Here is a 17,570-nt window from a genome sequence, read left to right on the forward strand (position 1 = left end):
GACCACGACCGTGAACAGCCAATACCGCAAGCGCTTGCCCGGCACCGCGCTGGATTACTTTGACGCCCGCGAGGCGGTCGAGGCGATCCAGGCCGGCGCCTGGGACAAGCTCCCCTACACCTCCCGCGTGCTGGCCGAGCAGCTGGTGCGCCGCTGCGAGCCCGCCGACCTGACCGCATCGCTGGAGCAGCTGGTCTACCGCAAGCGCGACCTGGATTTCCCCTGGTACCCGGCGCGGGTGGTTTGCCACGACATCCTCGGGCAGACCGCGCTGGTGGACCTGGCCGGCCTGCGTGATGCCATCGCCGAGCAGGGCGGGGACCCGTCCAAGGTGAATCCGGTGGTGCCGACCCAGTTGATCGTCGACCACTCCCTGGCCGTCGAGGCCCCGGGCTTCGACCCGGACGCCTTCGAGAAGAACCGCGCCATCGAGGACCGCCGCAACGAGGACCGCTTCCACTTCATCGAGTGGACCAAGACCGCGTTCAAGAACGTCGACGTGATCCCCGCCGGGAACGGGATCATGCACCAGATCAACCTGGAGAAAATGAGCCCGGTGATCCAGGCGCGGGGCGGCATCGCCTTCCCCGACACCTGCGTCGGCACCGACTCGCACACGCCGCACGTGGACGCCCTGGGCGTGATCGCCATCGGCGTCGGTGGCCTGGAAGCCGAGACCGTGATGCTCGGCCACCCGTCGATGATGCGCCTGCCCGACATCGTCGGTGTCGAGCTGACCGGCAAGCGCCAGCCCGGCATCACCGCCACCGACATCGTCCTGGCCTTGACCGAGTTCCTGCGCAAGGAGCGTGTGGTGGGCGCCTACGTCGAATTCTTCGGCGAGGGGGCGGACAGCCTGTCCATCGGCGACCGCGCGACCATCTCCAACATGTGCCCGGAATACGGCGCCACCGCCGCGATGTTCTACATCGACGAGCAGACCATCGACTACCTCAAGCTCACCGGCCGCGAGCCCGAGCAGGTGGCGCTGGTGGAGCACTACGCCAAGACCCTGGGGCTGTGGGGCAGCGCGCTGAAGACCGCCGAGTACGAGCGCGTGCTGAGCTTCGACCTGGGCAGCGTGGTGCGCAACATGGCCGGCCCGTCCAACCCGCACCGCCGCCTGCCCACTTCGGCGCTGGCCGAGCGCGGCATCGCCGACGAGGCCAAGCTGCAGGCCGGTCGTGACGAAGAGGCGAAGGGCCTGATGCCCGATGGCGCGGTGATCATCGCTGCCATCACCAGCTGCACCAACACCTCCAACCCGCGCAACGTGATCGCCGCCGGCCTGGTGGCGAAGAAGGCCAATGCCCTCGGCCTGGTGCGCAAGCCCTGGGTGAAGACCTCCTTCGCGCCGGGCTCCAAGGTCGCCAAGCTGTACCTGGAGGAAGCCGGGCTGCTGCCGGAGCTGGAGAAGCTCGGCTTCGGCATCGTCGCCTACGCCTGCACCACCTGTAACGGCATGTCCGGCGCGCTGGACCCGGTGATCCAGAAGGAGATCATCGACCGCGACCTGTACGCCACCGCCGTGCTCTCGGGCAACCGCAACTTCGACGGGCGCATCCATCCCTACGCCAAGCAGGCCTTCCTCGCCTCGCCGCCGCTGGTGGTGGCCTATGCCATCGCCGGCACCGTGCGTTTCGACATCGAGCAGGACCCGCTGGGCACCGATGCCCAGGGCAACCCGGTCACGCTGAAGGACCTGTGGCCGAGCGACGAGGAGATCGACGCCATCGTCGCCGCCTCGGTGAAGCCCGAGCAGTTCAAGCAGATCTACATCCCGATGTTCGACCTGGGCAGCGTGCAGGAAGCGGAAAGCCCGCTGTACGACTGGCGTCCGATGTCCACCTACATCCGCCGTCCCCCGTACTGGGAAGGCGCGCTGGCCGGCGAGCGCACGCTCAAGGGCATGCGGCCGCTGGCGATCCTGCCGGACAACATCACCACCGACCACCTGTCGCCGTCCAACGCCATCCTCGCGGACTCGGCCGCCGGCGAGTACCTGGCGAAAATGGGCCTGCCGGAGGAGGACTTCAACTCCTACGCCACCCACCGTGGCGACCACCTGACGGCCCAGCGCGCCACCTTCGCCAACCCGCAGCTGGTCAACGAGATGGCTGTGGTCGACGGGCAGGTGAAGAAGGGGTCGCTGGCCCGCGTGGAGCCGGAAGGCCAGGTGATGCGCATGTGGGAAGCCATCGAGACCTACATGAACCGCAAGCAGAACCTGATCATCGTCGCCGGTGCCGACTACGGACAGGGCTCGTCCCGCGACTGGGCGGCCAAGGGCGTGCGCCTGGCGGGTGTGGAAGTGATCGTGGCCGAGGGCTTCGAGCGCATCCACCGGACCAACCTGGTGGGCATGGGCGTGCTGCCGGTGGAGTTCAAGCCGGGCACCACGCGCCTGACCCTGGGCCTGGACGGCACCGAGACCTATGACGTCGAAGGCGACATTTCGCCGCGCTGCGACCTGACCCTGGTGGTCAATCGCCGCAACGGCGAGGTGGTGCGGGTGCCGGTGACCTGCCGCCTGGACACCGCTGCCGACGTCAGCGTGTACAAGGCCGGTGGCGTGCTGCAGCGCTTTGCCAAGGACTTCCTCAAGGGCGAGGTCGCCTGACTGCGCAGGGTGGAGGGCGCTTTTTCCCTCCACCCTGCGGCTCATTGAAGGCTTAGCCCGGATGACATCCGGGCCATTTCTCAGGACTGCACTCATGGCTTATCTGCCGCAAGTGAAAATCCCCGCCACCTACATCCGTGGTGGCACCAGCAAGGGCGTGTTCTTCCGCCTGCAGGACCTGCCCGAGGCCTGCCAGGTGCCGGGCGAGGCCCGTGACCGGCTGTTCATGCGGGTGATCGGCAGCCCCGATCCCTACGCCGCGCACATCGACGGCATGGGGGGGGCGACTTCCAGCACCAGCAAGTGCGTGATCCTGTCGAAGAGCAGCCAGCCCGGGCACGATGTCGACTACCTCTACGGGCAGGTCTCCATCGACAAGGCCTTCGTCGACTGGAGCGGCAACTGCGGCAATTTGTCCACCGCGGCGGGCGCCTTCGCCATTCATGCCGGGCTGGTGGACCCGTCACGCATTCCGGCCAACGGCACCTGCGTTGTGCGCATCTGGCAGGCCAACATCCGGAAAACCATCATCGCCCACGTGCCGGTCACCGATGGCCAGGTGCAGGAAACCGGCGATTTCGAGCTGGACGGGGTGACCTTCCCGGCGGCGGAGATCGTGCTGGAATTCCTCGATCCGTCGGATGACGGGGAGGAGGGCGGTTCCATGTTCCCCACCGGCAACCTGGTGGATGAGCTGGACGTGCCGGACGTCGGCACCTTCAAGGCGACCCTGATCACCGCCGGCATTCCCACGGTGTTCGTCAACGCCGAGGACATCGGCTACACCGGCACCGAGCTGCGCGAGGCCATCAACGGCGACCCCGAGGCGCTGGCGCGCTTCGAGAAGATCCGCGTCGCCGGCGCACTGCGCATGGGGCTGATCAAGTCCCCCGAAGAGGCGCTTACCCGCCAGCACACGCCGAAGGTGGCGTTCGTTGCACCGCCCAGGGACTATCAGGCCTCCAGCGGCAAGACGGTGAAGGCCGACGAGATCGACCTGCTGGTGCGGGCGCTGTCCATGGGCAAGCTGCACCACGCGATGATGGGCACGGCGGCGGTCGCCATCGGCACTGCGGCGGCCATCCCCGGCACCCTGGTGAACCTGGCGGCCGGTGGTGGCGAGCGCACGGCGGTGCGTTTCGGACACCCTTCGGGCACCCTGCGCGTGGGCGCCGAAGCCCGGCAGGTGGACGGCCAGTGGCAGGTGACCAAGGCGATCATGAGCCGCAGCGCGCGGATATTGATGGAAGGCTGGGTGCGGGTGCCGGGCGACAGCTTCTGAGTCGCTCAGTGCTGGCTGGTACCCAGCAACAGGCCGCCGGCGCCGACAAAGAAGGCGCCGGTGGTGCGGTTGAGGTTGCGCACGCCGCGGGCGCTGCGAATCAGGCGGCGAATCTGCAGGCCGAACAGTGCATAGAGCAACGAAGCCGCATATTCGGCCAGCAGATAGGTCGTGCCCAGGTAGAGAAACTGTTCGGCGGCCGGCTGATCGGGGCGGATGAATTGCGGGAAGATCGCTGCGAACAGCAGGATGGCCTTGGGATTGCTGATGCCGATGAGAAACTCCTGGCGCATCGCCAGCCACAAGGTGCGTCTTGATTGCGTCGGGCTTTGCTGTTCGTCCAGGGCGAAGGCGCGGCTACGCCAGGCGCTGACGCCCAGGTAGAGCAGGTAGGCAGCGCCGACCCATTTGACCGCGCTGAACAGCTGTTCGGAGGCCATCAGCATGGCGCCGAGGCCGACCGCCGAAATGAGCAGGAAGAAGGCGAACGCAATCACTCGCCCCGTGGTGGCCAGTACGGCGGTCGCCATGCCGTGGCGGATACCGTTGTTCATCGCGCAGAAGTTGTTGGGGCCCGGCGTGATCGCGATCAGCAGCGCGATCGGGGCGAACAGCAGGGCATCGTTGAGGGTCATGATGGGCTCGTGACAGATTACTTGAGGCGGCGCTCAACGCCTTTTTCCACCAGGATCTTGGCGGAAATCTCCTCCACCGAGAAATGGGTGGAGTTGATGTAGGCGATGTTTTCCCGGCGGAACAGGTTTTCCACCTCGCGCACCTCGAACTCGCACTGGGCGAAGCTCGCGTAGCGGCTGTTGGGCTTGCGCTCGTTGCGGATGGCAGTGAGGCGGTCGGGGTCGATGGTCAGGCCGAACAGCTTGTGCTTGTAGGGGCGCAGGGCATTGGGCAGCTGCAGGCGCTCCATGTCCTCTTCGGTCAGCGGGTAGTTGGCCGCGCGGATGCCGTACTGCATCGCCATGTACAGGCAGGTGGGCGTTTTGCCGCAGCGCGACACACCGACCAGGATCAGGTCCGCCTTGTCGTAGTAGTGGGTGCGGGCACCGTCGTCGTTGTCCAGCGCGAAGTTCACCGCCTCGATGCGCTCCATGTAGTTGGAGTTGTGGGCGATGGAGTGGGACTTGCCCACGGAGTACGAGGAATGGGAGGTGAGCTCCTGTTCCAGCGGCGCGAGGAAGGTCGAGAAGATGTCGATCATGAAGCCGTTGGAGGTCGCGAGAATTTCCCGGATCTCCTTGTTCACGATGGTGTCGAAGATAATCGGTCGCGCCCCGTCTGCCTCGGCAGCCTTGTTGATTTGCTGTACCATGGCGCGCGCTTTTTCCACGCTGTCGATGTAGGGCCGCGTGAGCTTTGCGAACGTGATGGTTTCGAACTGCGCCAGCAGGCTCTGTCCGAGGGTTTCAGCGGTAATACCGGTACCGTCGGAGATGAAAAAAGCGGTTCGTTTCATGCGCCAAAGGCCTTAAGTCGGGAACGATTCTTGGCTATCATAGGTCCGTTTTGCTGGCCTGAAGCCGGCCTGCATTGTGACTCATTTTTCCGGCACCATGCCAGAACGCGGCGGAACCGCTCCGCCCAGCTATTCCAACAGATAGTGGAGAGATCACCTTGGTAGAGTACGTAGTTTCCCTCGATAAGCTCGGCGTCCACGATGTTGAGCATGTGGGGGGCAAGAACGCATCCCTGGGCGAGATGATCAGCAATCTGGCGGGTGCTGGGGTTTCCGTTCCCGGTGGTTTCGCCACGACTGCCCAGGCCTACCGTGACTTCCTCGAGCAGAGCGGCCTGAACGATCGCATCCACGATGCGCTGGACAAGCTCGACGTGGACGACGTCAACGCGCTGGCCAAGACCGGTGCCGAGATTCGCCAGTGGGTCATGGATGCCGAGTTCCCGGCGCGCCTGGACGCTGAAATCCGTGCGGCGTTCGCTGAAATGGCCGCTGGCAACGAGAACATGGCCGTCGCCGTGCGCTCCTCCGCCACCGCCGAAGACCTGCCGGACGCCTCCTTCGCCGGCCAGCAGGAGACCTTCCTCAACATCCGTGGCGTGGACAACGTGATCCGTGCTGCCAAGGAAGTCTTCGCCTCCCTCTTCAATGACCGTGCCATCGCCTACCGCGTGCACCAGGGCTTCGACCACAAGCTGGTCGCCCTGTCTGCCGGTGTGCAGCGCATGGTGCGTTCGGAAACCGGCACTGCCGGCGTGATGTTCACCCTGGACACCGAGTCCGGCTTCCGTGACGTGGTGTTCATCACCGGCGCCTACGGCCTCGGCGAGACCGTGGTGCAGGGCGCGGTGAACCCCGACGAGTTCTACGTGCACAAGCACACCCTGGAAGCCGGCCGCCCCGCGATCCTGCGCCGCAACCTGGGCAGCAAGGCGATCAAGATGGTCTACGGCGACGAAGCCAAGGCCGGCAAGTCGGTGAAGACCGTCGATGTCGACCGTGCCGACCGCGCCCGCTTCTGCATCACCGATGCCGAAGTCACCGAGCTGGCCAAGCAGGCCATGATCATCGAGAAGCACTACGGCCGTCCGATGGACATCGAATGGGCCAAGGACGGTGACGACGGCAAGCTGTACATCGTGCAGGCCCGCCCCGAGACCGTTAAGAGCCGCGCCAGCGCCACCGTGATGGAGCGCTACCTGCTGAAGGAAAAGGGCACCGTCCTGGTGGAAGGCCGTGCCATCGGCCAGCGCATCGGCGCCGGCCCGGTGAAGGTGATCCACGATGTTTCCGAGATGGACAAGGTCCAGCCGGGCGACGTGCTGGTCTCCGACATGACCGACCCGGACTGGGAACCGGTGATGAAGCGCGCCAGCGCCATCGTCACCAACCGTGGCGGCCGTACCTGCCACGCCGCGATCATCGCCCGTGAACTGGGCATCCCGGCTGTCGTGGGCTGCGGCAACGCCACCCAGGTGCTGAAGGACGGCCAGGGCGTGACCGTTTCCTGTGCCGAGGGCGACACCGGCTTCATCTTCGAAGGCCAGCTGGGCTTCGACGTGCGCAAGAACTCCGTCGATGCCATGCCGGAGCTGCCGTTCAAGATCATGATGAACGTCGGCAACCCCGACCGTGCCTTCGACTTCGCACAACTGCCGAACGAGGGTGTGGGCCTGGCCCGCCTGGAATTCATCATCAACCGCATGATCGGCGTGCACCCCAAGGCGCTGCTGAACTTCGCCGGCCTGCCGGCGGAGATCAAGGAAAGCGTCGAGAAGCGCATCGCCGGCTACGACGATCCTGTCGGCTTCTACGTCGAGAAACTGGTCGAAGGCATCAGCACCCTGGCTGCGGCCTTCTGGCCGAAGAAGGTCATCGTCCGCCTGTCGGACTTCAAGTCCAACGAATACGCCAACCTGATCGGCGGCAAGCTGTACGAGCCCGAGGAAGAGAACCCCATGCTGGGCTTCCGTGGCGCCTCCCGCTACATCAGCGAGTCGTTCCGCGATTGCTTCGAGCTTGAATGCCGCGCGCTGAAGAAGGTGCGCAACGAGATGGGCCTGACCAACGTCGAGATCATGGTGCCCTTCGTCCGTACCCTGGGTGAGGCGAGCCAGGTGATCGACCTGCTGGCCCACTATGGCCTCAAGCGCGGTGAGAACGGCCTGCGCATCATCATGATGTGCGAGCTGCCGTCCAATGCCCTGCTGGCCGAGGAGTTCCTGGAGTTCTTCGATGGCTTCTCCATCGGCTCCAACGACATGACCCAGCTGACCCTGGGCCTGGACCGCGATTCCGGCATCATTGCCCACCTGTTCGACGAACGTAACCCGGCGGTGAAGAAGCTCCTGTCCAACGCCATCGCCGCGTGCAACAAGGCGGGCAAGTACATCGGCATCTGTGGCCAGGGCCCTTCGGACCACCCGGACTTGGCCAAGTGGCTTATGGAGCAGGGCATCGAGAGCGTCTCCCTCAACCCCGACTCCGTGCTCGACACCTGGTTCTTCCTGGCCGAAGGCCAAGCCTGATCCCGAACGGCAACCGGAAAGAGGGCGGGTCATCACCCGCCCTTTTTCGTGCAAGTAGTTTTCATGCAAAGCAGCAGTCTTCTTTTCCCGGTGGCCCTGGTGGGCGCCGAACTCCGTGGGGACCTCACGGAAGACCTCTATCGCCTCAAGCCCGGCAACAGCCCTGATCCCAGCGTCGAGCTGGTGGTCACGCGCCTGGGCCTGTACGGGCGTGAAGGGCAGCGCGGAGCCCCCGTGGTGCTGGTGCACGGCAGCTTCTCCAATCGTCGCTTCTGGTATTCACCGCGTGGCCTGGGTCTTGGGCCTTTCCTGGCCAGGGCGGGTTTCGATGTGTGGATCGTCGAGATGCGCGGCCACGGTCTTTCCCCTCGCAACCAGGCCTACCGACACAACCGGGTGGCCGACTACGCTCGCTACGACTTGCCGGCCATTGGCGCCTTCGTGCGCGAGCAGTCCGGATCGCCCGCCCATTGGGTGGGGCATTCCCTGGGCGGAGTGACCCTGGCTGCTGCGCTGGGAGGTGGCTACCTCGACGAGGAGACTGCGGCGTCCGCTGCCCTGTTCGGCAGCCAGATCAGCCGGGTCTACTGGCCCCTCAAGGTTCCGCCGGTGGAGTGGCTGGGGCGTTTCCTGCTCAAGCGCTTCGAGGTGCTCTCCGGTTCCGGTCTCAAGCGCGGGCCCGAGGATGAGCCCATCGGCGTCGGGCTGGAGAATCTCCGCTGGCACGGCCTGTTCGGCCGCTTCGGTGATGCCGAGCGGGATTGGTGGAAGGGGCTGGCGGATGTCCGCATCCCGGTGCTGGCCGTGGGCTCGGCCGGGGACCACCAGGACCCGGCGTGGGCCTGCCGGAAGCTGCTCGACCAGTTCGGCAGCGAGGTCCGTGAGTTCCTTTGCCTGTCCCGCGAGGGCGGCTTCGCCGAGGACTACGGCCATGTGGAGATGCTGGTGAGCAAGTCGGCGCAGCAGGAGGTCTGGCCGCTCGTCGAGCACTGGCTCTTGCATCGCAGCCTACCGGCGCTGCCAGGTCAGGCTGTGCCCGCCTGAGCGTGGAGTTTCTTCGGTTATATGAAACCGATTGCAATTGATTGTCGTTGAATCGCTGCCAAGTGCCCCGGAAAGACGCTGTAACGGCGGTGCTGCGCCCTTGCGCGGCGTTCGCCTCGTCGGTAGGGTGCTGCGCTGTTCCCGCCACGGGATCGCCTTCGACCTGGAATGCGCTGGTGCATGCGCTGCGCACCGCTCTCCGCTGCCAGGACGGTGAACGTGACGGCCCCGATCTCTAGACCCGCAAGGAGCCACGCCATGCAATACGTCACCCCTGATCTGTGCGATGCCTACCCTGACCTGGTACAGGTCGTCGAGCCGATGTTCAGCAACTTCGGCGGTCGCGATTCCTTCGGCGGCGAAATCGTCACCATCAAGTGCTTCGAGGACAACTCAGTGGTCAAGGAGCAGGTCGACCAGCCCGGCCAGGGCAAGGTCCTGGTGGTGGACGGTGGTGGCTCCCTGCGCCGCGCGCTGCTGGGCGACATGCTCGCCGAGAAGGCCGCGAAGAATGGCTGGGAAGGCATCGTGGTGTACGGCTGCATCCGTGATGTGGACGTGATCGCCCAGACCGACCTGGGTGTCCAGGCGCTGGCCAGCCACCCGATGAAGACCGACAAGCGCGGCATCGGCGACCTGAATGTGGCGGTCACCTTCGGTGGCGTGACCTTCCGCCCGGGGCAGTATCTGTATGCCGACAACAACGGCATCATCGTGTCCCCCGAACCGCTGAAGATGCCCGAGTAACCGGGCAGGTGGCGCGAGGATGACAGGTGAGCAGAACCCCGGCGCGGGCTTGGTCCATGCATTCGTGCTCGACGGGCAGGGTGGTGCACGCGCCATCAGTCGCGCCGAGCTGGATGGGCTCCAGCTCGGCGCGCATGAAAGCCTCTGGCTGCACTGGGATCGGGGACATCCCCTGGCCCGCTTGTGGCTGCGCGAGCGCAGTGGGCTGGGGGAGTTCGCCTGTGACCTGTTGCTGGAAGAGAGCACCCGTCCGCGCCTGGTAACCCTGCCGGATGAGCAATTGCTGCTGTTCCTTCGCGGAGTCAACCTCAATCCTGGAGCCCAGCCGGAAGACATGGTGGCGGTGCGCATCTTTGCCGATGCGCGTCGCGTGATTTCCCTGCGCTTGCGTCCCCTCCACGCCACCGATGAGCTGATCCAGCAGTGGCGCGCCGGGACCGGGCCGCGCAGTGCATCCGAGGTGTTGCTCTACCTTGCCGAGCACCTGACCAGCAAGGTGGATGCGCTGATCGCCCACCTGGGGGATGCGGTCGATGAGCAGGAGGAGCAGCTCGACGCCAACGAGCGCTACAACCCCGATCATGACCTGATGCTGCAGATTCGCCGGCGGGCGGCGGCCTTGCGCCGCTTCCTCTCCCCGCAGCGGGACATCTATGGCCAGCTGGTGCGCAATCGCCTCGGCTGGTTCGCGTCCGACGATGCGGACTACTGGAACGAGCTGAACAACCGCCTGACCCGCTACCTCGAAGAGCTGGAGATGATCCGCGAACGGGTCGCCCTGGTGCTGGAGTCCGAGAACCGCCGGATGAGCGAGCGGATGACGCGCACCATGTACCTGCTGGGCATCATCACCGGCTTCTTCCTTCCCATGAGCTTCATCACCGGGCTCCTGGGCATCAACGTGGGTGGGCTGCCGGGCGCCGACGCGTCCTACGGCTTCCCCATCGTGTGCCTGCTCCTCCTCGGGGTGGCCGCCTTCCAGTGGTGGCTCTTCCGTCGGCTGCGCTGGCTTTGAATGTGACCCATCCCCAGCCTGCCGCGTCTAGCCGACATACCCACGAGAGGTGCGAATGCACGATCCCTTCGAAGAATCCCTGCGGGACATGCTCCGCAACGCGCCGTCCGACCATGACGACAGCGCGGCGCTCGGTCGCGTCCTCAAGACCGCGAACCGGCAAGTTGGCGTGGGCGACCTCTTCTGCCTGCTCGGCCACTGGGCCGAAGCCCTGATGATCGCCCTGAACAACGGCTCGGCGCATGTGGCGCCCGTATCTCGCCGCCCCTCCTCGAAACGCTCTGCTGACAAGGCTGAATGAAGATGGAATTCGACCCCTGGACCCAAGGTATCGTTAACGCCATGACCACGGTGTGGACACCGGTCGCCGGCTTCATTCCGCGCTTCTTCGGCGCGCTGGTGGTGGTTCTGGTTGGCTTCGTCGTCGCCAAGCTGCTGGATACCCTGCTCTCCAAGCTGCTGGCCAAGCTGGGATTGGATCGCCTGATGGCCGGGACCGGCCTGACCAAGATGCTCGGCCGTGTCGGCATCCAGGTGCCGGTTTCGTCGCTGATCGGCAAGATCGTCTACTGGTTCGTCCTGCTCATCTTCCTGGTGTCCGCTGCCGAGTCCCTGGGCCTTGATCGCGTCTCGGCGACCCTGGACATGCTCGCGCTCTACCTGCCCAAAGTGCTGGGCGCTGCCCTGGTGCTGCTGGCCGGTGTGCTGCTGGCACAACTGCTCAGCGGGATCGTCCGTGGCGCGGCGGAAGGTGTGGGCCTGGACTACGCCCATGGCCTGGGGCGCATCGCCCAGGGCCTGGTCATCCTCATCAGCATCTCCGTGGCCATCGGCCAGTTGGAGGTCAAGACCGACCTGCTGAACAACGTCATCGCCATTGCGCTGATCTCCATCGGCCTGGCGGCCGCTCTGGCCCTGGGCCTCGGCAGCCGTGACATCGCCGCGCAGATCATCGCCGGGATCTATGTGCGCGAGCTTTACCAGGTCGGCCAGGAGGTCAAGGTCGGGGACATCGAAGGGCAGATCGAGGAGATCGGCACCGTGAAGACCATCCTGCTCACCGATGAGGGGGATCTGGTATCGGTGGCCAACCGGACGCTTCTCGACCAGCGGGTAACGAGCCGCTAACACGAAGCGCCATCCCTGCTAATATTGGCCGCCGGATCAGCGCCCACGCACTCCGGCGGCTCCCGATCATTGCCGGCCCGACCTGTTTTGAACAAACCCCAATCGCTGTCCCTGCGCTATGACCCTCACGAACTCTCCGACGAAGAGCTGGTGGAGCGTGCGCATGTCGAGCTGTTCCATGTCACTCGCGCCTACGAGGAGCTGATGCGCCGCTACCAGCGGACCCTCTTCAATGTGTGCGCAAGATATTTGGGGAACGAACGAGACGCTGACGATGTCTGTCAGGAGGTGATGCTCAAAGTGCTATATGGCCTCAAGAACTTCGAGGGTAAATCCAAGTTCAAGACCTGGCTCTACAGCATCACGTACAACGAATGCATTACCCAGTACCGCAAAGAGCGACGCAAGCGTCGCTTGCTCGATGCCCTGAGTCTCGATCCGCTCGAGGAGGCTTCCGATGAGAAGGCTCCGAAGATCGAGGAGCGTGGCGGGCTCGAGCGCTGGCTGGTGCATGTGAACCCGATCGATCGTGAAATCCTCGTATTGCGTTTTGTTGCGGAACTGGAGTTCCAGGAAATCGCCGACATCATGCATATGGGCCTGAGCGCGACCAAGATGAGGTACAAGCGCGCTCTGGATCGCTTGCGCGAAAAATTTTCAGGATCGGCCGAAACTTAGTTGGGCAAAATCAATCTCTAAGAGCAGCGAGTTCTGGTAAACTTGCGGACCAAGTTGTCCATTGAGATTGTTCGACAACTTACTGACAACCAAGATGGGGATTTACGGATGAAACTGAAAAACACCTTAGGCGTAGCCGTTGGCTCTCTCGTTGCCGCATTTTCTCTGAACGCGCTGGCGCAAGGCCAAGGCGCTGTCGAGGTGGAGGCTTTCGGCAAGCGCTACTTCACCGATAGCTCGCGTGATCTGTCCAACGGCAACCTGCTGGGCGGCTCGGTTGGTTACTACCTGACCGACGACGTCGAACTGGCTCTGTCCTACGGCGAGTTTCACGACATTCGTTCGGAAAACGACACTGGTAACAAGAACATCAAAGGCAACCAGGCTGGTCTGGATGCGATCTACCACTTCGGTACTCCCGGTGTAGGTCTGCGCCCGTACGTGTCCGCTGGTCTCGCCCACCAGAACATCAGCAACGTTCCGGCTCGTACCGGTCGTGACCACAGCACCTTCGCCAACATCGGCACCGGCGTGAAGTACTACTTCACCGAGAACTTCTACGCCAAGGCTGGTCTGGACGGCATGTACAACATCGACGCCAACGAAGCCGAATGGGCTGCCGGCGTAGGTGTTGGCGTGAACTTCGGTGGTGGCTCCAAGCCTGCTGCACAGCCGGCTCCGGCTCCGGTTGCCGAAGTCTGCTCCGACAGCGACAACGATGGCGTCTGCGACAACGTCGACAAGTGCCCGAACACCCCGGCCAACGTCACCGTTGACGCCGATGGCTGCCCGGCCGTTGCCGAAGTGGTCCGTGTTGAGCTGGACGTGAAGTTCGACTTCGACAAGTCCAAGGTCAAGGAAGAAAGCTACGGCGACATCAAGAACCTGGCTGACTTCATGAAGCAGTACCCGGCCACCACCACCACCGTTGAAGGCCACACCGACTCCGTTGGTACCGACGCCTACAACCAGAAGCTGTCTGAGCGTCGTGCCAACGCCGTTCGTGAAGTGCTGGTCAACCAGTACGGTGTAGGTGCTGACCGCGTCAACGCCGTTGGTTACGGTGAGTCCCGCCCGGTTGCCGACAACGCCACCGAAGCTGGCCGCGCTGTTAACCGTCGCGTAGAAGCTGAAGTAGAAGCCCAAGCCAAGTAATTGGTCTGAGCTTCAGGAAAACCCGGCCTAGGCCGGGTTTTTCTTTGTCTGGGGAAAACTGCGTCAAATAAAAAAGGCGTTCCGCCTGGGCGGAACGCCTTCACGCAAGCTGCCCCTCTTGAGGCAAGTGCCACCTCGGAGGATGGGCGCTTCTTGTAGATTGTATGGAGCTCTAGGCACGCTCCGTGCCAGTTCGCTTATCAGCACGCCCTGCAGGCCTTTGAGAGGCCAGTGCTTCCCAGGTGGGCATGTTGTTGCACTTGAAAGGTGCGCGGTGGTCCGAAAGGGTGCGTCGTCAGTCCAGCCAGTTGGCCTGCGGAAAGGTTGCGCGGAAGGACTCCGGCATTTCCACCACCCGTGAGTGCGCGTAGTCGAAGAAGACGAAGCCGGACTTGGCCATGGCCACCAGCTTTCCATCGGCGGGGCGGGTGATACGGAAGATGATGTCGCCGCCGTAGCGGTTGAAGTCCATCACCCCCACCTCGAAGCACAGCTGGTCCCGCGCGTGGGCTTCGGCTCGGTAGGTGGTGGCGAGGTCGGTGACGATGATGCCGACGCGGTCGGCGCCCGTCTCGGTGATCCCGTAGTCGTACAGGAAGCGGGCGCGGGCCTCGGAAATCATCGAGATCATCGAGTCGTTGCCCAGGTGGTTCGCGCCGTTGATGTCGGTGACGCGTACGGTGAGGTGGGTGGAGTAGCAGAACTGGTCGTCTGGAAAGCTCAGCGTCAGGCGGGCCATCGTTGAAATCTCAGGGATAGGGCAGGCGCGGATTCTACCTGCCCCTGGCTTGGGCCCGCCTGGTCATTCGCCAGGTGAATGACTCAGCGATGCAGGCTGTTCAGCCAGTGGAACGTGACCCGGCCGCCTTCGTTGTTCGGGCCGTAGTTGTCCTGGATGTAGGCACCGGCCTTGAAGTACAGCTGTTGCTTGCTCCAGTAGCCGCTCAGTTGTCGGTACAGCCCGCCGTCATCGCCCTTGCTGCTGACCGTGATGCCCAGGCGGCCCGTCGGTGTCAGCCGCAGGTCGTAGCCGAAGCGCTCGCCCAGATCGACATGCTCGGCCAGGACGATGTTCTCCACCTCCGCATCACCGGGTCGCTTGCGCAGCAGGGCCTCGATACGGCCATTCCCGTTCTTGAAGTGGTACTGCAGCTTCAGCAGCGGATCGTTCTCGCTGCCGGCTTCGTCCTTGCTGTGGATCTGCCCGATGATCACCTTGTTGCGGTTGGGGACCTGTTGCACGGTCAGGACGGCGCTGAGGTAGTTGTCCGCGCTTGCGTAATACCAGTAGCTCAGCGTGCCATCTGCCTGGGTTTCCCTCAGTTCGCTGCGCGGATACCGGGCGTCTTCGCTCCGGCTCCCGGTCACGGGCACCCAGAAGGTGACGCTGCCGTCCCTGTTGCGTCGGAAGTACTGGCTCTCATAGCCGTTGTTCAGGCGCTGGGTGCTGATTTCGGTGGCGGAGGTGTGGGTGGGAATGTCCAGTTGCCAGGTGCTGAGATCGATCACGCGCGGTCCTTAATGCGGGATGGGAACCCCAGATCGGACCGGCGTGACGCCTGAAGTTCAGCAAGGTTCAGGTTTTGCGACGAACTGCGGCTGCTCAGAGGCGCAGCACGCCCAGGCTGCGCAGGAAGCGCTCGACATCCCGGGTGTAGCCGTTGTCCTGGCCGAGCTCGTGGTTGATCTGCCGGTGCGACATGTCCACCCCCATCACCTCGACACGCTTGCCCAGGCTGCGGCCCTTGCTGGCGAAACCGCGTGCTTGCGGGCAGGCATCGTCGCGACGGGTGGAGCAGACCGCCAGCAGCGGCGTGCCAGGTTGCTCCAGTCGCAAGGTCGGGGAGGCCGCCTGCCAGGTGGCGGGATCGGTCCCGAACGCCTTGTCGTACAGCTTCATGTGGGGCGCCTGCATGATGCTTTCGACATCGAAGGCCGCGCTGTCCAGGGCAACGGTCCCGATCCAGGGACGCGCACCTTGCTGGGCGGCGATTTCCGGCGCGGCATCCAGCAGGGCGACCAGATGCGCCCCTGCCGAATGCCCCATCAGGACGAAGCGCGCCGGGTTTGCCTGCCATCCGCTCGCCAGTTGCTGGGCATGCGCCAGGGCGCGAGCCACGTCGTCGGCCTGGGCCAGGGGCGGAGTGTCGGGCAGCATGCGGTAGTTGGCCGAGACCAGCACCACACCCTGGGGCACCCAGCGCAGTGCCTTGTTCAGGGCGACGCTGCCGTTGTCCTTGTCGCCGGTGACCCATGCACCGCCGTGGACCATGAAGATCACCGGCGCCGGCCCGCGTCCCGGATTGGCGGGCAGGTAGACATCGAGGCGCTGCCGCTCATCGTTGCCGTAGGCGATATCTCGCAGGACGCGGATTCCCGCCTGCTCCAGCTGGCGGGCTTCCCGGCGGTCCTGCAGCAGGCCGGCACAGGCGGGTTGCAGGGGGAGGGCGAGCAGCAGGGCAAGGCAGCAAAGCAAGCGAGTCATGGACATGGTGGGCTTCCGAAGTGGAGTGTCGTGCACCTGATACGCCGTTCGCCGAACATCCCTGCGTTTTTCCGCGCCCCAACGAAACAGCGCCCCGAAGGGGCGCTGTGTGGCGATCAGGAGGAGGCTTTGCGAGGCTTCGCCTCGATCAACCCATCGGCCCTGAACATCGCCTTGATGCCACGGATGGCCTGGCGGATGCGGTCCTGGTTCTCGATCAGGGCGAAGCGTACGTGGTCGTCACCGTATTCGCCGAAGCCGATGCCGGGGGAGACGCACACCTTGGCCTCGGCCAGCAGCTTCTTGGCAAACTCCAGGGAACCGAGGTGGGCGTAGGGCTCGGGGATCTTCGCCCAGATGTACATCGAGGCCTTGGGGTTCTCGACCATCCAGCCGGCCTCGTGCAGGCCCTTGACCAGCATGTTGCGGCGCTGGCGGTACTGCTCGGCGATGTCGCGCACGCACTGCTGGTCGCCTTCCAGCGCGGCGATGGCGGCCACCTGCAGCGGGGTGAAGGTGCCGTAGTCGTGGTAGCTCTTGATCCGCGCCAGGGCGCTGACCAGCTCCGGGTTGCCGACCATGAAGCCGATGCGCCAGCCGGCCATGTTGTAGCTCTTGGACAAGGTGAAGAACTCCACCGCGATGTCCTTGGCGCCGGGCACCTGCATGATCGACGGGGCCTTCCAGCCGTCGTAGACGATGTCAGCGTAGGCCAGGTCGTGGATCACCAGCACGTCGTACTGCTTGGCCAGGGCCACCACGCGTTCGAAGAAGTCCAGTTCTACGCACTGCGCAGTGGGGTTGGAGGGGAAGCCGATGATCATCATCTTCGGCTTGGGGATGGATTCGCGGATAGCGCGCTCCATCTCGGCGAAGAAGTCTACGCCGGGCACCAGCGGCACCGAGCGCACCTGGGCGCCGGCGATCACCGCGCCGTAGATGTGGATCGGGTAGCTGGGGTTGGGCACCAGCACCGTGTCACCGTGGTCCAGGGTGGCCAGCATCAGGTGCGCGAGGCCTTCCTTGGAGCCGATGGTGACGATGGCTTCGCTTTCCGGGTCGATCTCCACGTCGTAGCGGTCCTTGTACCAGCGCGAGATGGCGCGGCGCAGGCGGGGAATACCGCGGGAGGTGGAGTATCCGTGGGTGTCTTCACGCTGGGCGACCTGCACCAGCTTCTCGACGATGTGTGGCGGGGTGGCCCCATCGGGGTTGCCCATGGACAGGTCGATGATGTCCTCGCCACGACGGCGCGCGGCCATCTTGAGTTCGGCGGTGATGTTGAAGACGTAGGGGGGGAGACGATCGATACGCGCGAAACGGCGCGGAGAACGGGAGTCAGCCATGCTTTCCTCGGATACGTAAGCGCCCGGAACCGTCCGAGCGACGTCGGCCACATGGGTGGCCTGGCGGCGAA

16 protein-coding genes are annotated in these 17,570 nt (G+C 64.5%); 10 read left to right on the forward strand and 6 right to left on the reverse strand.

From position 1 onward, the window contains the following. Positions 1 to 10 precede the first annotated feature (10 nt). Together acnD and prpF are read left to right on the forward strand one after the other, a co-directional pair. Entirely contained in the window at positions 11 to 2,620 is a 2,610-nt protein-coding gene (gene acnD / locus BM198_RS06855) for a Fe/S-dependent 2-methylisocitrate dehydratase AcnD (RefSeq protein WP_167368455.1), read from the forward strand. 94 nt (positions 2,621 to 2,714) lie between these two features. Beyond that, a complete protein-coding gene (gene prpF, locus BM198_RS06860) occupies positions 2,715 to 3,902 on the forward strand; it encodes a 2-methylaconitate cis-trans isomerase PrpF (protein ID WP_074968788.1) in 1,188 nt (395 codons plus the stop codon). Between the two features lie 5 nt (positions 3,903 to 3,907). Here prpF and BM198_RS06865 read toward each other — a convergent pair whose 3' ends face one another. Both BM198_RS06865 and ppsR read right to left on the reverse strand, forming a co-directional pair. Continuing rightward, complete coding sequence (locus tag BM198_RS06865; RefSeq protein WP_044401621.1) at positions 3,908 to 4,537, reverse strand: LysE family translocator; 630 nt, start codon at positions 4,535 to 4,537, stop codon at positions 3,908 to 3,910. 17 nt (positions 4,538 to 4,554) lie between these two features. Further along, the gene (gene ppsR, locus BM198_RS06870; protein WP_044401624.1) at positions 4,555 to 5,373 is read right to left on the reverse strand and encodes a posphoenolpyruvate synthetase regulatory kinase/phosphorylase PpsR; all 819 of its coding nucleotides are present in this window, start codon (positions 5,371 to 5,373) and stop codon (positions 4,555 to 4,557) included. Between the two features lie 158 nt (positions 5,374 to 5,531). Between ppsR and ppsA the strand changes: the two genes are divergently transcribed. The 8 genes from ppsA to BM198_RS06910 all read left to right on the forward strand — a co-directional run bounded on the left by ppsA (position 5,532) and on the right by BM198_RS06910 (position 13,668). Further along, the gene (gene ppsA, locus BM198_RS06875; protein ID WP_074968790.1) at positions 5,532 to 7,901 is read left to right on the forward strand and encodes a phosphoenolpyruvate synthase; all 2,370 of its coding nucleotides are present in this window, start codon (positions 5,532 to 5,534) and stop codon (positions 7,899 to 7,901) included. Positions 7,902 to 7,964: 63 nt separating this feature from the next. Then, positions 7,965 to 8,945 carry an alpha/beta fold hydrolase gene (locus BM198_RS06880; protein WP_074968792.1) on the forward strand — a complete coding sequence of 327 codons (981 nt, stop codon included), beginning with the start codon at positions 7,965 to 7,967 and terminating at the stop codon, positions 8,943 to 8,945. 258 nt (positions 8,946 to 9,203) lie between these two features. After that, the gene (gene rraA / locus BM198_RS06885; RefSeq protein ID WP_074968794.1) at positions 9,204 to 9,692 is read left to right on the forward strand and encodes a ribonuclease E activity regulator RraA; all 489 of its coding nucleotides are present in this window, start codon (positions 9,204 to 9,206) and stop codon (positions 9,690 to 9,692) included. A gap of 19 nt (positions 9,693 to 9,711) precedes the next feature. Next, positions 9,712 to 10,707, forward strand: a complete 996-nt coding sequence (locus BM198_RS06890; RefSeq protein WP_044401637.1) for a zinc transporter ZntB — start codon at positions 9,712 to 9,714, stop codon at positions 10,705 to 10,707. Positions 10,708 to 10,762: 55 nt separating this feature from the next. After that, a complete protein-coding gene (locus tag BM198_RS06895; RefSeq protein WP_044401640.1) occupies positions 10,763 to 11,008 on the forward strand; it encodes a hypothetical protein in 246 nt (81 codons plus the stop codon). Between the two features lie 2 nt (positions 11,009 to 11,010). Next, positions 11,011 to 11,835, forward strand: a complete 825-nt coding sequence (locus BM198_RS06900; protein ID WP_044401644.1) for a mechanosensitive ion channel family protein — start codon at positions 11,011 to 11,013, stop codon at positions 11,833 to 11,835. 87 nt (positions 11,836 to 11,922) lie between these two features. After that, positions 11,923 to 12,513, forward strand: coding sequence for an RNA polymerase sigma factor SigX (gene sigX / locus BM198_RS06905; RefSeq protein ID WP_044401647.1), 591 nt, complete (start codon positions 11,923 to 11,925; stop codon positions 12,511 to 12,513). Between the two features lie 108 nt (positions 12,514 to 12,621). Continuing rightward, complete coding sequence (locus BM198_RS06910) at positions 12,622 to 13,668, forward strand: OmpA family protein (RefSeq protein WP_044401650.1); 1,047 nt, start codon at positions 12,622 to 12,624, stop codon at positions 13,666 to 13,668. Positions 13,669 to 13,963: 295 nt separating this feature from the next. Here BM198_RS06910 and BM198_RS06915 read toward each other — a convergent pair whose 3' ends face one another. From BM198_RS06915 to alaC, 4 genes are all read right to left on the reverse strand, one after another. After that, positions 13,964 to 14,407, reverse strand: a complete 444-nt coding sequence (locus BM198_RS06915; RefSeq protein WP_044401653.1) for a thioesterase family protein — start codon at positions 14,405 to 14,407, stop codon at positions 13,964 to 13,966. An 83-nt stretch (positions 14,408 to 14,490) separates the two neighbouring features. Next, positions 14,491 to 15,177, reverse strand: coding sequence for a polysaccharide lyase family 7 protein (locus BM198_RS06920; RefSeq protein WP_074968796.1), 687 nt, complete (start codon positions 15,175 to 15,177; stop codon positions 14,491 to 14,493). Between the two features lie 94 nt (positions 15,178 to 15,271). Further along, entirely contained in the window at positions 15,272 to 16,159 is an 888-nt protein-coding gene (locus BM198_RS06925; RefSeq protein WP_074968798.1) for an alpha/beta hydrolase fold domain-containing protein, read from the reverse strand. A gap of 110 nt (positions 16,160 to 16,269) precedes the next feature. After that, positions 16,270 to 17,499 (reverse strand): alanine transaminase, encoded by a 1,230-nt coding sequence (gene alaC / locus BM198_RS06930; RefSeq protein WP_074968800.1) that lies wholly within the window; start codon positions 17,497 to 17,499, stop codon positions 16,270 to 16,272. Between the last annotated feature and the right edge of the window lie 71 nt (positions 17,500 to 17,570).

It is taken from the genome of Metapseudomonas otitidis (genome assembly GCF_900111835.1).
GTDB lineage: Bacteria > Pseudomonadota > Gammaproteobacteria > Pseudomonadales > Pseudomonadaceae > Metapseudomonas > Metapseudomonas otitidis.